The sequence below is a fragment of the Pseudoalteromonas sp. Angola-4 genome, assembly GCF_028599265.1.
GTDB classification, from domain to species: domain Bacteria; phylum Pseudomonadota; class Gammaproteobacteria; order Enterobacterales; family Alteromonadaceae; genus Pseudoalteromonas; species Pseudoalteromonas atlantica.
In genome coordinates this window covers 1-18,470 of the sequence record NZ_JAQREK010000019.1, presented here as the reverse complement: position 1 = coordinate 18,470, position 18,470 = coordinate 1, and the positions used below count along the sequence as shown (strand labels likewise).

Below are 18,470 nucleotides of genomic sequence, written 5' to 3'. Positions count from 1 at the left end.
GTTTATTTAATGTAAACAAAATCACGCTACAGCTAGGCAAAAAAAAGCCCCAAACAATAAAGCTTAGGGCTTTTACTTTCTAGAACGTGTTACATGTTACTTATTCTACGCTGTCTGTAATTGTCCGCGTTACACTCATTTTAAAGCCTGAACTGGTTGTCTCATCGTGCTCTAAAATTAAGATATAGTTACCTTCTTCGGTAAAATCTATATCGCTTTGTTGAATTAACACTATTTGTTGGCCGTTATCTTCGTATACGGCATACACGGTGTAAGCTTCATCATCTACATCAATTTCTTCTTGATCGTATCTATCTAAGCCATCAATTACATTGGTGGCGTCATCAACAGTTTCACCATTTAAGGTAAAGTACACGTCAACTTCGCTTACTGTTTGCCCTGCGTAGCTTTCAATTAGGTTAACAACCGAAATAGTATGGCTGTAGCTGCTAGGTGTTAGGTTTTCCTCAACGCTCATCATGCGTAAACCATTATCGACATCGTTGTAAAAAACGCCTACCGCACTTTGCTCGCGCTCTAGGGTCATTAAAAAGTTATCGGCAAGCTTAGTGCCCTCTTCGTCGTACATTGCAACGCTGTAACTATTTGGCGAAAGCTCAATGTAATCGGTGTAGGTATCGCTTGCTACCGTATTGGTATCGTTAACTGTGGTGCCACGGGTCGTGCTAAAGCTAACTGGCGAGTAATCGTCAACGGTATTTATAAAGCGCAATTGGCCTAACGCTGATTGGTGCTTTAGCGCTGTAACATAGTTATTGTCAGTCACAATATCGAGCGTGATACCGTTTTCTTCTGTTGCATAGCTTGGGCGGATCATGGCTACGTAGCTTTCTTCATCGTAAAAATAAACCGACTCCGACTCATACACTACATCAGTGCTACCTGCCTCAGTGATATAAATTGTGTAGTAACCCTCATCAAGGGTTTGTAAATCTAGTTCACTTAAATACTGTGTTGATGTAAATAGTTCAGCACTTTCAAATACGCCATCATCGGTTGCTAGGTAAATATCGTAGCTAGTGTCTTCACTGGTGATATTGTAAAAACCTAAGTAAAACTCATCTGTATCACTTGAAATGGGCACACTTAGCTCTGTGAACGTAGGTTCGTCAAAGTTACCGCTCATTACAATTAGTTCGGTTTTGTCACCTTTGATTGATACTTCTTGTTCGCTAATTGTAATGTAGCTGTCGTTTGCATCTAAGTATTCAAAGCTTAAATCGTAAGTGCCGGTGCTGTAATTATGACGCGTGGTTACATCAGCAAAATCAGTGCCTGAGCGCTCAGTTTCGTCTACAAATAAACGCGTATATGGGCTGTTATATGAGCCGTTATATAATTGTACGTAGCCTGTATCACTTGAGCCGTCGCTGCCGCCACAACCAACTAAAATAGACATTAAACTTAGAGGTAAAGCAGCTTTCAACAGAGAGTTGGTCATTAAAGTTTCCTTATTATTAAAATCACTATTATGACTTCTTTGCTGCATTTTAATTTCATAGTTTACAAAGTATTACCCTCGCTGACAGTTCTTTACGAAAACGTTTAAAAGTGTAATAAATGTGCAAATAAAAAGGATATTTGCGTAGAAAGCTTAAGGGGCTATTTTATATTGATCTCGGCCATTATTTTTAGCAACGTATAAAGCCATGTCTGCCCGCTTCATTACCTTGTCGAGGGGCTCGTTAGCGCTTTGCAGCGCCATACCAATACTTACGGTAAGCTGTTTGACCTGTTTAACTTTAATATTGTGTGCAATGTCTATTAGTTGCCCACAAAATTCAGCCGCTTGGCTTATATTACCGGTAGGCAAATAGCCACCAAATTCCTCACCACCGAGGCGCGCAAATTTAGCGTTATTAACAAACACACGATTATATTTAGTGGCTAGCTGCTGTAGCACTAAGTCACCTTCATCGTGTCCAAACTCATCATTAATAGCCTTAAAATGATCAATATCTATAATTAAAATAACGTAAGGCGTACTAGGGGCAGTTTTAACATGCCGATAAAAATAACGCCTATTATGTACTTGTGTAAGATCGTCCGTTATCAACTCGTGCGCTAAACGGTTATGTATACTTTGTACAAAACGCATGGTCTTAAATAACCCATAGGCGGTAAAAAGCATTCCCATGGTTCTGCATAAGTCTTCAAAATAAACACTCATCCAATAAGGCTGCACAACTAATTCATCTATTACATCAGCCGTTGTACCCATACTCCATAGCAATAAACCTAAAGTAGAAAACACGTACGCTTGTTTTGAAAGCTCAGAGCATTGCACTATCCAAAATAAAAATACGAGCACGATGAGATTGCAAAAGTCGGTAGTAAAACCGTACACGTTATTTTGCACATCTAAAGGGGGGAAAGTATTTAAAGCATAAAGTGAGAAAACAATAATGTAGAGCAGTAACGCTATACTTACCGCCTTATTTATCCAACTCATTTTATAAAAGTTAGACAGCCTAACGGTAAGTTTTACAGTTTCAATCATAGGGTGGCGCTTTTTAGTGCGTTATTAACAAACTATAGCACACCAGAAAAAACCGTTATAAAAGGTTACCTTACCCTGTACTTGCTGGGTTATTTCACCACCTTGTATACAAAAGCTTGAGCAATGCAGACACAAATACAATGCAAAGCTACAAACCCACATTTGCATTAGTACCTACACAGTTTTAGTCGCGCTGAGCAGCTTACTTAACTATACCAACCAAGCATAAAACTATATTAGAGTGCTAAGGCCCCATAAAGCTAATATTAAAATAGTAATAGCAATCATCGCTTTAGTTTTGTGTTTACTGATTATTTGCTCGGCTTTATTACCTGCGTAATATACAACAACGGCTAAACTAAAATAGCGAATTGAACGAGCAATACCAGAGGCTAATAAAAACAAACCAATAGAGTATTTCGTAGCCCCAGCGGCAAGCATCGCAATTTGAAACGGAATGGGCACAATGCCCAGCGTCATTACAAACCAAAAACCTTGGCTTTGCATTTGCTGCTTAACATTGTCAAATTGCTCTTGGCTTGAAAACATTTCAATAACCCAGTCACCTACAGCGTCAAATAGGTAATAACCCAGCGCATAACCAAATAAAGCACCAATCACGCACCCAACTGTAGCCATAAGCGCTATTAACCAAAGCTTTTCACGACGTGCTTGCATAAGAGGCACAAGCACTGCTTCAAGCGGAATAGGGACTATCGTAGATTCTAAAAACGACGCTACGGTAATGCCTGTTAGCATATGTTTAGAATCTATAAAGTGCCGTGTTTTTTCTTTTAGTTTTTTTTGAATAGCCATGTAAATCCCTTAATAATTTGCCATTGTAAGCACAGTGTATAGTAAGAGTATTAAGGTACGCTTAAGCATAAAAAAGCCCGTTATAAAACGGGCTATTATCCATTGTTGTGCGCTATTTAAATGGTTGAGTTATATACGTCAAACTGCATTTGCATAACGCTAGACTGCTCACCTTCAACTAAAGCAATAACACGCGTTTCTCGGCCTTGTAGCTCTGTCGGAATTTTTTTAGTTTCGATAAACGTTTGTTGCGAAATTTGCTCTTCGCTCACATTAAGCGCAAGCAGTGCTGATTTAACCGTTTCAATACGTTTTAACGCTAGCTTTCGGTTGTATTCAAGTGAGCCCTTTTTACTGGTATCGCCTATTAAAATAACACTCAGTAGTGGTGAATTTTCAATAGAGCGAGCAAACTCGGCTACTTTTTGCTTTGCATCAGTAGTAAGTGCATGCTTATCAAATTCAAAGTTAATTACCACCCCACGAGTTGTGCTTATGTTTTCCTCAAGCGGGCAACCGTCGTTATCTGTTACCGCTTTAAAGGGCGTGTCTGCACATTTATCGCGCTCGTTAATAACCCCATCTTGGTCTTGATCAAGCAAATCATTAGACTGTAATTTTTGCTCGTACGGACCTGGCTCAGTAGCACAGGCTGTTAAAAGTAAAGCGGCACTTAATAAAGCTATTTTTTTCATTATTATCTATCTCCAAGCTGCCAAGCATCTGGCTTATCTACTTTTAAGGCACTCACTAAACGACCCGTTGCATTAATTAGTCTGTAACTTGCAATACGTTGATCATACGCTGATTCAATATAGTTTCTTCTTGCTGTGAATAATTCAATTTGCGAATCAAGTACATCTAATAATGAACGACGCCCCAAACCAAATTGTCTTTCGTAGCCTCTTTGTGCAACTTCTGCATACCCTACGTTTTCTTGGTAAAACTTTTTTTGCTCATCTAAAAATATATACGCATTCCACGCAAAGCTCGTTGCTTCTTTTACTTGTCTATGTGTTGAGTCTTTTACTGCTACAGCCTCTTGATAGCGCCATTTAGCGGCGTCAGTATCAGCATTAGTTTTACCGCCACTGTATAAGTCGTAACTCATGGTTAGCATTATTCTGCCATTGTCATCTCGCCCAGGCGATCCTGATATATCTCGGTTATCAGCTACATCTAACTCTAAACTCACTTTAGGCCAATACCCACTTTTCTCTCTTTGTATTTGTTTATCAGCAGCTTGAATATCGTAAATAGCGGCAGCAATCTCAGGATGTGCGCTTTTTGCAATTCTCATAGCCTCTTCTAAAGAGTCAGGTAGGTAATGTGCATCCGCTTTAGGGATAACGAGATCCTCAGGATACTTGCCTACTAAATCATAATAATTTGCTTGTATGTCTAATAAATTATTCTTAGCGGCTAGATAACCAGACTGCGATGTTGCTAAACGTGATTGCACTTGAGCTACATCGGCATCACTTGATAAACCACGTTGGTGGCGCTGCTCAATATCACTTAAAATCTTTTTATGTATTTCGATATTTTTTTCAGACAATTCAATTAATTCAATTGCTTTTAATAAATCTAAATAGACTTGAACAACTTCAAGGCTGATATTTTCTGCCTCAGAGATCAAACCGAGTTGATCGGCGCGTGCTTCGTTATCTAATCTAGCCACCTCAGAAGAAGTGCTAAAACCATCAAACAGCATTTGCGTAATTTTTAAGCCCAATTCTCGGCGGTCTAGTTCTGTGTCAAATTCGCTGCCCGATTTATAATTCACATGCTCATAGCCATAGGCCGCATATAAACGTATTTGCGGTAAGTATTCACTAAATGCACTGCGTTTATCACGATACTTAGCTTCAAAGCTCGCATACTTTTGCATTAAGCGAGGGTTTGTATTTAATGTTTCTGCTACCGACTGCTCTAATGTAAGAGCACTTGCATACCCCGGTGTTAAAGCTAAAACAGAGAGTAATCCTATAATTCGCATTTAATATTCCTATTATGGTTCACGCATGGCATTTGCCTTTGCTCTTAGCAAAGGTTTTAACCAGTAATCTAAAACAGTTTTTTTCCCAGTAATTATATCTACCTGAGTTTGCATACCCGGTATGATAGGCTGCTGAGCAATCTGACTTACGGTGGTTTTTATAAAAGCTTGGTAATAAGCGGTGCCGTCTTCTAAATATTGAGCATCGGCGCTGATATAAGTAACCTCGCCTTCCAATCCGCCATAAATCACAAAATCATATGCAGTAAATTTTACTTTGGCAGGCATGCCCACTCTGATAAAGCCAATATCTTTTGGCTGTACTTTGGTATCAATTAAAAGCTGATCATTTTGCGGCACAATTTCCATCATAACTTCACCAGGGTCGATGACACTGCCGATAGAACGCGAGACTATATTTTTAACAGTCCCTCTTACTGGCGCTCTTACTTGTGCTTTTAATAATCTGTCTTCGAGTGCTTTACTGCTTTGCAAAATTTTAGCCAGCTCATTACTCACTTCATCTAGCTGGTTTTGCGTATCGGCTAAATAATCAAATACAATAGCTTTACGCTCTTCAAGCACTTGGCTTTTGGCTGCTCTAAGCTGCTGTAACAGTGCCGTAGCTTGGTTTAGTTCACCTTTCATTGCGATTTCATCGCGTTGTAACTTAACCAGTTCCATTTCAGCAACGGCTCCAGCATCTACTGCGCTTTGCGTTAACTCTACCTCTCTGCTCGTAAGCTTTAAGCTTTGCTTTAACGCTGAAATATTAGCCAGTTGTTCATTACTTGCCTGCTCTTGTTGCAATAAGCTTTGCGTACGCTGCTGTAATTGTGACTCGAGCTGAGTTAAACGAGATGTGTAAGTGTTATAGGCTTGCCTATATACCTCTGGCGACACGCCTTTTCGTGGTATTTCTAGGCGCTGAATAGTGGCTCCAAAACTACTTTTATCATCAAGTTCAACACTTTTAAGCTCTGTTAACAGGCGGTTACGCCTTGCGAGTAAAGACTCTCGCTCTTGGCTTGATTCAGCAAATGCTGCGGCAAAGCGAGTTTCATCAATTAAAAGCAATGGGTCGCCCACTTCAACTAACTGTCCCTCATGTACAAGTACTTCTTTTAATATGCCACCGTCGAGGTTTTCTATTGTTTGTACACGCTGAACAGGAATAACAGTGCCTTGTCCTATAATCACTTCTTCTAGCTTAGCAAACTTGGCCCACAAAACGACTGAAAACAGCAAAATAAAAACAATAATAACCAACCGCTTAGCTTGCTTTGCAGCTTGCAGCTGCCCCATATATAAATCAGCCATTATTTAGACCCACTCCCAATATTGGCATTACTTACTCGCGTTACTTTTTTACTCACCAGTTTTACGCCGCCCGACACTTTTTCGCTAAATAATGATTTTGGGGTTTCTATACTTTTTAATCGGCCATGGTCTATGACAAAAATTCTGTCGCAAATTGAGAGCATTTCTTTACGGTGGCTAGAAATAACCACAGTTTCGGTGCGCTCTTTTAGGGTTTTTATTAATAGTTTTTCGTGCCCTTCATCCATAGCTGAAGAAGGCTCATCTAACAGAAGTAAGGCGTTATTACTTTGTAGTAGCGCTCGTGCAATACAAACAGCTTGGCGTTGGCCGCCAGATAAAAATCGGCCAAATTCGCCCACTTGGGTTTCAAGCCCCGATTCTAAACGATCTATAAAGCGGCTTACGCCAGATTGAACAAGCGCTTTGGTGAGTTCAGTCGGGTTTATGTTTTGAGCACCTAATGTGATATTTTCAAGCACGGTGCCGTAAAATAGGCTTGGGCTTTGTGCTACCCAGCCACTTTGTCTGCGCAGTGCACTCAAAGACCAATGCTTTATATCTATATCGTCTATTAAAAGCTGCCCAGAGGTTGCTCGGAACTGGCCAGCAATAATAGCTAACAAGGTTGACTTACCTGACCCTGCTCGTCCATATAAGCCTATTTTTTCACCTGGCTTTATTTCAAAATTAATATTATGAATAGCTTCGAGCTCTTGCTCATGATATTGAAAACTTAAATAACGAGCTGTAATATTGCCACTTAACGTTGCATCAATAGTACTTTCACCGCTTTGCTGCTCTTGCTCTAACGCCATTATATTTTTAACGGACTCAATAGCCGTTTGAGTTTGCTTGTACTTTAAAACAAGCCCAGCCAACGACGATATTGACCCTGATGCACGCCCACTTAACATAACAATAGCAATCAGTGCGCCCATACTAATATCGCCATTACTAATTAAGTACACACCGAAAACGATTAATCCAATACTGGTAAATTGGCTGAGGCTAGAAACGGTATGCGTTAGAGTTGTTGCACTGTGACGTGATTTATTTTGCCAATCAACCATTTGTGCGAGTGTTTGCTCAAGCTTTTGTTGTGCCCCTGCTTGGCCATTCATTTGCTTAAGCTCAACAAGTTGGTTTAAATTTTCAATTAGATACGCTTGACGCTGGGTAGATAGCTTAGATGCCTGCTCTACGCTTTCATTTAATCTAGCTTGGAGTACAACACTTGTAATAATAACAATACTAAGCACGGCTACAGGAATAAGTACAATTAATCCCCCAAGCCAAAAAATTAAAGCTAAAAACAATAAGGTAAAGGGTAAATCAATAACAGAGACCAAGGTTGCAGAGGTGATAAATTCCCTTACGCTATCAAAATCTTGTACTTGCTTTGCATAAGCACCAGAAGAAGCTGGGCGCTGCTCTAGCCTCATACCGAGTACTTTAGCGTACAACATACTGCTAATACGTAAATCAATTTGCCTGCCTGCGGCATCAGTCAAATGCCCTCGCGCTTGTTTTAAAAGCCAGTCAAATACAATCGCTATTGTTGCACCCGTTGCTAACACCCATAAGGTATCTAACGCTGCATTGGGTACAACACGGTCATACACATTCATAGTAAATAGTGGCACTACTAATGCGAGTAAATTTACCGTTAGTGACGCCAATAATAATGAGTTATAAAATGGTTTTACCTGCTCCCAGGCAGGTCTTAGCCAACCGGGGATACGGGTATGGAGTTTTTCTGAGCGCTCATCGGTTACATCTTCGTGAGAGAGATACCAAATTAACTCTTTATCAATATCAGTTAACTGCTTTGGTTCCGCTCCATCTTGCGAGCTAAATGTACTTTGTCCCTTACTCTCAAAAAACCAAAAATAGCCATCTTTATCGAGTACCAAAGCAGGATAAGCATAATGCTTAGGCGCAGTTTGCTGCTGAGCGCTCACATTAATATTACTCAATGCTTGTTCTAAATGATGAGCCGAAAATTCATTGCTAGGCAAACCAAGTAACAAGTTATCGCTTTGATGGCGTAAATGCAGGGCATCAGCAATGTGCTTGCCCAGTGCCTGCATTTGTTCTCGTTTTAAATTTAACTTCATACGTTTTGATCGCCGTCTAGGCTTTCATTCATACTTTGAGCAAAAGCAGTGTCGCTGCCACTTGAGCCCTCACTATATGATTGAGCTTGAGCGCCGCTTGAGCTTGAAGTGTTACTTGCTGAAGCTGAAATTGTCACATCCACCTCTTCGGTGGGAGCTTGTTGAGTCTCACCGTTAAGTGTAGAAAACGCATTAAGCGTTAGCGTGAAGCTATCACCTGCATCGGCGTCAATAATTTCGAGAGCTTCAATATCAGCAATATCAACGGTCCACGTATCACCTACTTTTTCTCCAAAGTTAAAGCTGTATCCATCAGGTAAGCCGGTAATTTCAATATAGCCGGTTTCATCTGCTGCAGGGTTTTGCAAGTCTGCATCTAAGTTTAGGGCAATATTGTTGGTTGAATTACTTGTAACATCATTTGCGGCAGTCCATACAGGCGCATCAGCTTGAGGCTCTAACTCAATAATAAACTCTGATGATTGTGTATCACCCACACTTGTTACTGTTTCGCCATTAATTTCTGCGCTATCAACTGTTGCTACATCGACACTCATGTTCAATGTACCAAACGCAAGACCACCGGCATTAAAGTCAAAGTTTTCTATTGAACTGCTATCGCTTGTAATTGTTGCGCTAAAGCCGCCATTACCATCACTGGTAAAGAATACAGTTTCACTCCCAATAGTAATAAACGCTTCGCCGTCAATATACTCAAGAGCACTACTGTCCGAATCGGCTGCTATATTAACCGTTAACTGAATTGTCTCTGAGCCATCAGCCTCTTCACTAAATGCTTCAAGGTCAATAGTTATAGTGTCATCTTCTTGCCCATCGTAGCTTTCAAACGGCTGCTTAGAAAAATCGAGCGCATCCGCTTCAGGGTTTACTACAACGATAAACGAGGCTGAGGTTTGTACAATTTCACCAGGTGATTCGTCTTGTGTTAGCGCATTTAGGGTTAATTCAAACTCACCACTAAAATCAAGCGGCGGTACAATAATTAAACCAGCTAATTGCTCTGCAGTTACGGTCCAGCTTGTGGTGTCTTCACCATTAAAGGTGCCACCGTCTTTACCGTTATTAACAAGTAAATTACCATCAGCGTCTTTTAATACGGCATCTTTTGGTACGCCCGAAATAGTAATTGATATAGTTTCAGAGCCATCATCATCTTTTAGAAGCGCGCTTAAGCCTGCTAATGCTATATCGGCATCTTCGCTCCCTTGTGCATCTGCCACTGTTAATACGGCTTCATCGGTTACCGCCTCTACTGCAATACTAATTGTATTAGTAACTTGCGTTGTAGCTGTAGCTGTACCTGTACTTAATTGTGCGGTATCAACTATGGTTGCCGTTATTTGAATATCAATATCAGTTCCTGATTGGTCCTCAATTGGCTCAACGCCAATACCTGCAAGCGCAGCGGCAAACTCTGCTTCTGTCCCGTTATAGGTGTATGTGTTATCGCCGTTGTCGGTAAACATATTATTAGGGTCATATAGCCCCACACCGTCCGGTAAAGTAATAGTAATAGGCTGACTGAAATCAACCTCTTCAACTCCCCCATTTTGCTGAGGGTTTGAATCATCATCCACTTGGTTTAAATCGGTTAATGCTAACGTTAAGCCAAGCGCTGTGGTGCGGTTATCTTCTTTAATTTTGTTAATAGCAGCGCTAAACTCACCACCGTCGGCGACAGGGGTTACATCTATTTCTAAAGATTGAGTGTCATCAATATACTCATCACCACTATCATCATCTACTGCAATAATGGTTACCGGAATGATTAATTGCCCTGAGTAGTCATCGCCTGCACTGGTAAAGCTTAAGTTGCCAAGCGACTCTTCTGGAATAATATACTCAGCAACTTCACCATCATCCCCAGGGATTGCGATAACACCGTCACCTTCAATAATAAGGCCTTCAGGTAAGCTGTCTGCGCTTATGTAAACAGTCACGGTGTCGTTTTCATCATCAGTCAAGCTGGTATTAATATGGCCTGTAAAATCAACAACTTCATCTTCTACAGCATCAACCACTGAAATTTGTAATTGCCCTACTTCAGAAGCTTCTGAGCTGCTCCCTTCACCTGTTACACTAAAGTTAACGGTAAAGTTGTCACTTAATAATACGGCGTGGCTGCCATCGGCTACGCGCGCTTTAACAGTAACATCTATATCACCCGTAGAGTTTTGCGCTTCTAAGGTCACATCAGCAAGTAAGTCACTAATTACATCTTGTACTGTGTCACTTGTACCTGCATCAATAGGTATAATCCAACGGCCAGAGCCATCTGGGTACGCCCCATTTGGATGAAGCACCTCTATATTTACGCCATCAGGGAGTATTATTTCTATATGAGTAATAACCTCAGAGCCATCGATATCTTCTTCTGTAAAGCTAACAGCACCTGATAAGCTCATTGTTCTGCTTGAGCTCGTTATTGTTTCATCGGTTGCTTCAAGGCGGGTAACAGCACCACTATTATCGCGCTCGGCACTGCTTTGGGTATCAACTTGCCCGTTTACGGTTACTGTAACTTGACTACTAATGTCTTCGCTCACACTGCCTACATCAGATGTATCGGTCACGGTATAAAGTACATCAACAGTAAGCGTGCCTGAGAAATCCTCATCAGGCAGTAAACGCACTCTATCGCTGGCTAAAACATCCTCAAGTGTTGGGTATTCGTCATTAATTAAATCAGCTAAATCATACCCGCTACCTACACTCACTTCGTTGCCATCAACATACAAGGTAGTGTTTGCTGGTATGCCTGTAATTACGGCACCTGTTATTGTTTCTGACCCGTCGCTGTCGATTAAATCGGGATTAAAGTTAAGTGCAATGCGTGTATCTTCATTACCCTCAGACGTTGTTGCTAGGCTTTGCGTATTATTGTCGATTGTTGGGTTAAAGTTTGTGGTTACAGCAATGTTGTAATCATTAGTATCACCATCAGCTTCTGTTGGAACTACTTTAATATTAAAGTTAACTTCACCACTAAAGTCATCAACAGGCGCTAAATAGTAATTCTCCATCTCTGCAGCCGTTAAGCTGTACATTGGCTTGCCGTTAGCATCAGTACCAACAATTGGTAAATCTGCTGGGTCGCCGTTTACATCAACTAGCATTACCGAGTCTGGTAAGTCAGAAATAACTAAGCTAATTGCTTCTGACTGATCCACATCAGAGGTCACAATTAAAAAATCTAAACGTAGGTTAGTATCTTCCGTACCTTGAGTGTTTTGCAGCGTAAAGTTGTTTTCATCTACCTCTGCAAATGCCCAGTTATCATTGCTATTTTCTTCATCTAGCTCTGGCGGATCTATTTTACCTATAACAGTTAATTGTAGAGTATCTGGCTGTGTACGTGCTTCTTCACCGGTGCTGGTTTCTGTTGCAATAGCTGTAACCGTAATATCGAAGGTAGCATCGGTTGCACGGCTGGCATCTTCTTTTTGTTTTAAGAATATGTTCCCTGCTTGCAGCTCTGTATCACTGACTAGCCAATTTCCATCTGTATCTTGAGTTAATACATTTCCATTTTCATCTACTAGCTCAAAACCTTCTGGTAATTCAACTTCAAAACGCAGTGTTTCTGAGCCATCTTCATCTACAAGTAAACCACTAAATAAATCGATAGCTGGGGTGAGCGCATCTTCATCTACGGTTTGGTTTCGCACAAATAAGCGAGGTTCATCAGCAACAGGAGTTATTTCAACCGTTACCGTTTGCGTGTTTGATGATGCACTATCATCATTTTCAGCTTCAGTAGCAACTGCAGTAATATCAAATGTAAACGTGCCTGCTACGTGCTCTTCGCCAACGACAGTTAAGCTTTGCGCCTCTGCTGCGGTTATTTCATCACCGTTTGATAGTTCACGGCCATCGGCACTAACAATTAAGCCCTCTTGTATATTATTGATTATATAAGTGAGTGTTTCTGATCCATCTGTATCTTGCAGTGAAGCGCCAATATTAATAGTAGCTTCGGTATCTTCTGCTGTTGTGTAACTGTAATCGTTTGTGTCATCCCAATCAGGGGTGTCGGCCACTGACTCAACGGCAATAGTATCACTAGCCGACAACTCTCTAGAGGCACTGCCGATGCCAATTGTCGCCTCTATATTTACAGTTACAGATTGGGTTTCATCTGAACTATTTTGCGCAGGTTGAAAAAATAAGTCACTTATTGTCACTGTATCATCAGCGTTAATTGTAATCGTATCGCCAGTGAATACATAGTAGCCATCAACAATCGAAACGTTAGCGTTATCCGTTGCTAAAGCGTCATTGAGGTAAAGTTCACCGCCTTGTAAAGAGGCAACTTCTATTCTAATTTCACTCACTGTTTCGTTTTGATCTATGTCTCCCCGGTCAATACTTATTATGATTTGGCTACGCGCTGAGTTTACAATGCCATTATCATCAGTTGCATCTTCACGGATATTCTGTGCTGTTACGCTCATCGAACCTTCAGCATCACTAGTGGTCAGTTCGATAATCGAACCTGTCACTTCATCACCATCGTTATCTATGACGTTGTAAGTAATTTGTTCATTAAAATCAACACTTGCTGTTTGATCAAATGCAGATGTATCAAATACCACTTTACCACTTTCGTATACTCTCAATGTACCTTGAGTATCGTTACCATTTTCATCTTGCAGAGCCACTTCTTTATAGCTACCGTTGGTATCACTGCCTGAATCAAACGCAGTATATTCAGTACCACCGTAATTAAATGAAGACAGTTTGGCACCATCAGCGCCTGGGTTATTATCATTGCCTACAAAGTCATTGCTGTTTGTGTCTAATAAATCAATAGTCGTGCTTTGCCCCTCGACTAAATTGACTTCAACAGGGTTTGCATCAATTGTTGGTGTATCATCTGTTATTGAAATAGTTACTGACGCGTTATTTGTATCGCCATCAGCATCAACAGCTGTTACATCAAAGCTAATATCCTTCGTATTGGCTCCGTTAGCATCAGGATGTTCTATTGCTGTAAATTGCTCGTAAGTGTAAGAGCCATCAGGATTAAATTTAACGCGTAAAACATCTTCGCCACTTGCTGTAGCGATATACCAGCCATCAGCGTTTTTATCGTTTAATGTAATTGCATTATTTCCATCTGCAGTAACGTAACCTTCGTTGTTAAAGGTTGTTATAAAGTCATCTACAAGCTTAATCTCAATAATCTCGTCAGAGCCTTGGGTAACACTAATTTGCCCTGTTGCCGTTATTGAGTCATTACCTCTAAGGTTAGCTTCATCAACACTTGTAGCTGAGTTAGCTATTACAGGGTCGGTACCGTCGTTTAATGTCACCGTAACATTACTTGTAACTTGTGAACCATCGGTATCTTCTGTGTACACTGGAATCACTATTTGCGGTGCATCTGTGGTATCACCTGTGTGATCTATTGCACCTGAAATTTCGAATGAAATAGCATAGGTGGCAGAGGTTTGTGCATCAACATTTACATCTGGTAAAGTGATTTTAAAGACCTCGGTTGAAGTGCCTTCTAAAATACCTTGTGCGGTACCGTCGCTATTAACTTGCCAAACAATATTTGTGGTGACAGCATTACCGTTCTCATCGAGCGTAGTTTGCGTTAGCTGATTACCATTACTATCAAGCACCGCTGCCCCATCAGTAATACTAACTTGCATGTCCACTACATCATCAAGACCTGCTGTTACTGTAAATGAGGTATCAGTATCAGTATTTGCTTGGCCATCTCCATCTTCGTTATTGTCAGCCACGCTGTTAGGTGTTTCAGAAACATTTAAAGTAATATCATTTTGAGTATGCTCTGCCCCGCCATCATTAACGGTAATGTTTAATGTGGTCGTATTACTGTCCCCATCATTATCGATCACTTCGACTTGCAATGGTACGCCGGTACCTTCTATTGTGTTGTCAAATGGACGGTAAAGCGTAAACTCGTATGTTAAGTTTTGATTACTCGTGCCATTAATGTCGGGTAACGTCGCTACAAAAATTGTTTCTGTACCTTCGCCAGTATTTGCCGTTATCGTTCTTCCATCATCACTTAAAGTGTATACAAGCGCGACACCACCGGCAGTTAAATTTGGTTGTGAATCACTAGAGAATGCTAGCGATGTAATTGTGTCACTGCCAACTGTTGTGCTCACGGTACCTTGCTGAGATACGGTGGTGTTATTAGCGGGGTCTAAACCACTTTCGTCAATACTAATAGGTGTTTCTGAGGTATCTTCAACCTGAGGCCCACCGCCATCTTGAACGGTTATGGTTACGTTACCCGCACCGCTGATTGCTGTACCATCACTGTCCTCCCCATTAATAGAAAGCGCAAAATCAATATTCTCTCCATTAGGGTTATCAAGGGGTAAGCTTACTGTTGTTTGAACCTTAGCATCTAAATCTTTGCCATTTGCATCTTGCGTTGCACTTACGCTAAAGCGAATAACTTCGCTGCCATTAGCTGAGCCTGTAATTGTTTTTCCGTCTTCACTTAAAACAAAGGTAATAGCAGAGCCTGAACTTGTTAAGTTAAGCGAATCTAAACTTGCAATAGTGTCATCAAAGGTGATTGAATCGGCAACTAATGCATCAGAACCTGCCACAACATCAAAGTTTTTGTTATTCGTGGTAATAACGCCGTAGTCACTTTCAGTGTAGGTGGTTGCTTGGTTAGTAAAACTGCCCGCACTGCCATCTTGTACTGTAAATGTAGCTGTACTGGTAGAGCTACCTACACCGTCGCGATCTGCTATTGTGTATTCAATAGTAAACTGTGGTGAAGGGGTTGAATCACGATTATCAAGCGCGTTAAAGCTCCAGCTTCCATCGCTGTTAACCGTTAACGTGCCTTCATCGGTTACTATCGTAGCTGGTGTATTTGTTGTTACATCATAATCAGTGCCATTAAATGTTACACTTGTAACGATTGGTGCGCCCTCTACTACACTGTCGTTAGTGACTAAGCTACCTGTTGATACTCTACCTGCATCAGTGTCTGCTTCGGTGACTGTAAAGCTGTCGTCACTGCTTTGTGGGGCTGAGTCGGTAATCGTAACGGATGTTGGTACAACGACAAGCTCGGTTGTGCCATCGGCATCTGTTTGCAACGCATCGACAAAAATATCTGTTAGTAAACTTTCACTTTCATGATCAATGGGGGCATGTAACGTGGTAGTAAGCTCACCGCCAGCAAGCGCCACACTTAACACTAAGTTGCCTTGAGAGTCTTTAACTTCTAACGATAAACCATCATTTGCTAAGGTAACAGTTACAGGGTTTCCATCTACCGTTAAGCCTTCAAGGCCAGATTGATTTGTACTTAATGTAAGGTCAGCGTTATCTATTTCTATTGAACTAGTCGCTGAGCTTGTGCCACCACTTGCAGTATTACTTTCGTTTAATGTTTGGCTATCAAGCGCATCTAATGTGGGTGCGATATCTTGCGCTGTGTTTCCTGCAGAATCGGTAACGGTTGCTGTAATAGTCCACGACTGTGTATCATCAAGCTCAGATACATCTATACCGTTAACAGTCCAAGTTCCACCATTTGCTACTGCTGCAGTCACTATTTCACTAGTAGTGCCATCAAAAATCGTAAGTGTAACGATAGAACCTGGTTCAGCATCGGTTGTACCATTTAACGTGGTTACTTCACCGTCTTTAAATGATCTACTGTTAATGCCGCTTTCACCAGTATCAATATCAATATTAATGGTGGTGTCTTTAGTGAAAGTTGTTGAATTAGTCGCTAAATTGCCCTCAATATCAAGTGCGCTCACTTCCGCGGTAATCTCTCCATCAGCAAGTTCTGATATATCAGTGGCATTAATTACCCACTCACCCGCGGCATTAATAACTACATTTTCGACTGTGACTTTGTCACCATTTACATCGGTAAAGACCACCGTGGCGGTTTGATTTTCATCAGCCTCTTCTATTACACCGCTTACTACAACATTACCCTGCTCATCAGTATTAACAACGTCATCGCCTGCTGCCATTTCAATGGTGGTTGCTGCGGTTTTATCGTGAATGGCTGTGTCTGTATCGGTTGCGGTATTGCCTGCAACATCACTTACGGTGGCTGTGGCGGTTAATGTACCGTCATCTAGCCCTGATAAATCAGCACCGGTAATCGTGTAGGCATTATTAATAACCGTCGCTTCAAAGCTGCGCTCATTACCCGCTGCATCCTTTACAACCACCGTGACTGTTTGGTTATCTTCAACGCCGGTTGTAGTTCCAGTGATTTCAACATTGGTGTTTTCACCATTGCCGTTTATTACGTTGTCACTTGTATCGTTTATATCTACCGTTACGGCAACTGTGGTGTCTTTAGTAAAGCTGGTTTCGTTTGTGGCTAAATTACCCTCAACGTCTAATGCGCTAACACTCGCTGTAATTTCACCATCTGCTAGCGTTGAAATATCCGTAGCCGCTATTTGCCACTCACCATCTGCATTAATAGCTACGTTTTCAACAGTGACTTTGTCTCCGTTCACATCGGTAAAGACAACCGTGGCTGTTTGGTTAGCATCAGCTTCTTCTATCACACCACTTACTACCACGCTTTCTTGCTCTGCGGTATTAATAAATGCATCATCACCGGTTGCCACATCAATACTGGTCACAGCTGTTTTATCATGAGTCACTGTATCTGTATCTGTTGCGTTATTGCCTGCTATATCACTTACCGTAGCTGTAGCGCTGAGCGTACCATCATCTAGGCTACTGGCATCAATCGGATCGGTAACGTATTCGCCGTTTTGCACAAGCGCCGTGGTTTCAACTTGGTTTGTGCCATCACTGATGATCACCGTCACAGTTTGACCGTCTTCCACATCGCTAACCGTGCCACGCACAACCATGGCGGCGCTTTCGCCGTTGCCGTTAATCACGCCGTCGGTTGTTTTATCAATGCTGGTTGTGATCGCTGCGGTGTTATCAAGCTCGACTGAATCTTGTGCTGAAATCGGGTTGCCTGCCACATCGGATACGCTGGCTGTGGCAGTGAGTGTGCCATCGTTTAGTGCGCTTGCATCAATCGGATCGGTGACGTATTCGCCGTTTTGCACAAGCGCCGTGGTTTCAACTTGGTTTGTGCCATCACTGATGATCACCGTCACAGTTTGACCGTCTTCCACATCGCTAACCGTGCCACGCACAACCATGGCGGCGCTTTCGCCATTACCATTAATCACGCCGTCGGCGGTTTTATCAATGCTGGTTGTAATAACTGCAGTGTTATCAAGTTCGACTGAATCTTGTGCTGAAATCGGGTTACCCGCTAAATCTGACACGCTTGCTGTAGCGGTGAGCGTGCCGTCGTTTAATGCGCTTGCATCAATCGGATCAGTAACGTATTCGCCGTTTTGCACAAGCGCCGCGGTTTCAACTTGGTTTGTGCCATCACTGATGATCACCGTCACGGTTTGGCCGTCTTCCACATCGCTAACCGTGCCACGCACAACCATGGCGGCGCTTTCGCCGTTGCCATTAATCACGCCGTCGGCGGTTTTATCAATGCTGGTTGTGAGCGCTGCGGTGTTATCAAGTTCAACTGTATCCTCAGCTGTAACAGGGTTACCTGCCACATCGGATACGCTGGCTGTAGCAGTGAGTGTGCCGTCGTTTAGTGCGCTTGCATCAATCGGATCAGTAACATACTCGCCATTTT

At 41.7% G+C, this 18,470-nt stretch carries 8 protein-coding genes; all 8 read right to left on the bottom strand.

The window, feature by feature from the left end; all coding sequences use genetic code 11:
• Positions 1 to 100: 100 nt before the first annotated feature.
• The 8 genes from PSH48_RS17590 to PSH48_RS17555 all read right to left on the bottom strand — a co-directional run bounded on the left by PSH48_RS17590 (position 101) and on the right by PSH48_RS17555 (position 18,387).
• Positions 101 to 1,462: a hypothetical protein gene (locus PSH48_RS17590; RefSeq protein ID WP_273611980.1), complete on the bottom strand. Its 1,362-nt coding sequence runs from the start codon at positions 1,460 to 1,462 to the stop codon at positions 101 to 103.
• Between the two features lie 153 nt (positions 1,463 to 1,615).
• Positions 1,616 to 2,521 (bottom strand): GGDEF domain-containing protein, encoded by a 906-nt coding sequence (locus tag PSH48_RS17585; RefSeq protein WP_273611979.1) that lies wholly within the window; start codon positions 2,519 to 2,521, stop codon positions 1,616 to 1,618.
• A gap of 231 nt (positions 2,522 to 2,752) precedes the next feature.
• On the bottom strand, positions 2,753 to 3,337 hold the full coding sequence (locus PSH48_RS17580; RefSeq protein ID WP_273611978.1) for a YqaA family protein: 585 nt from the start codon (positions 3,335 to 3,337) through the stop codon (positions 2,753 to 2,755).
• A 116-nt stretch (positions 3,338 to 3,453) separates the two neighbouring features.
• The gene (locus tag PSH48_RS17575; protein WP_138684499.1) at positions 3,454 to 4,032 is read right to left on the bottom strand and encodes an OmpA family protein; all 579 of its coding nucleotides are present in this window, start codon (positions 4,030 to 4,032) and stop codon (positions 3,454 to 3,456) included.
• 2 nt (positions 4,033 to 4,034) lie between these two features.
• A complete protein-coding gene (locus PSH48_RS17570; protein ID WP_273611977.1) occupies positions 4,035 to 5,336 on the bottom strand; it encodes a TolC family outer membrane protein in 1,302 nt (433 codons plus the stop codon).
• A 12-nt stretch (positions 5,337 to 5,348) separates the two neighbouring features.
• A complete protein-coding gene (locus PSH48_RS17565) occupies positions 5,349 to 6,656 on the bottom strand; it encodes an HlyD family type I secretion periplasmic adaptor subunit (protein ID WP_273611976.1) in 1,308 nt (435 codons plus the stop codon).
• On the bottom strand, positions 6,656 to 8,776 hold the full coding sequence (locus tag PSH48_RS17560; protein ID WP_273611975.1) for an ATP-binding cassette domain-containing protein: 2,121 nt from the start codon (positions 8,774 to 8,776) through the stop codon (positions 6,656 to 6,658). The genes PSH48_RS17565 and PSH48_RS17560 overlap by 1 nt, the downstream gene beginning before the upstream one ends.
• A complete protein-coding gene (locus PSH48_RS17555) occupies positions 8,773 to 18,387 on the bottom strand; it encodes a T1SS-143 repeat domain-containing protein (RefSeq protein WP_273611974.1) in 9,615 nt (3,204 codons plus the stop codon). Before PSH48_RS17555 ends, PSH48_RS17560 begins: the two co-directional genes overlap by 4 nt.
• Positions 18,388 to 18,470: the final 83 nt, after the last annotated feature.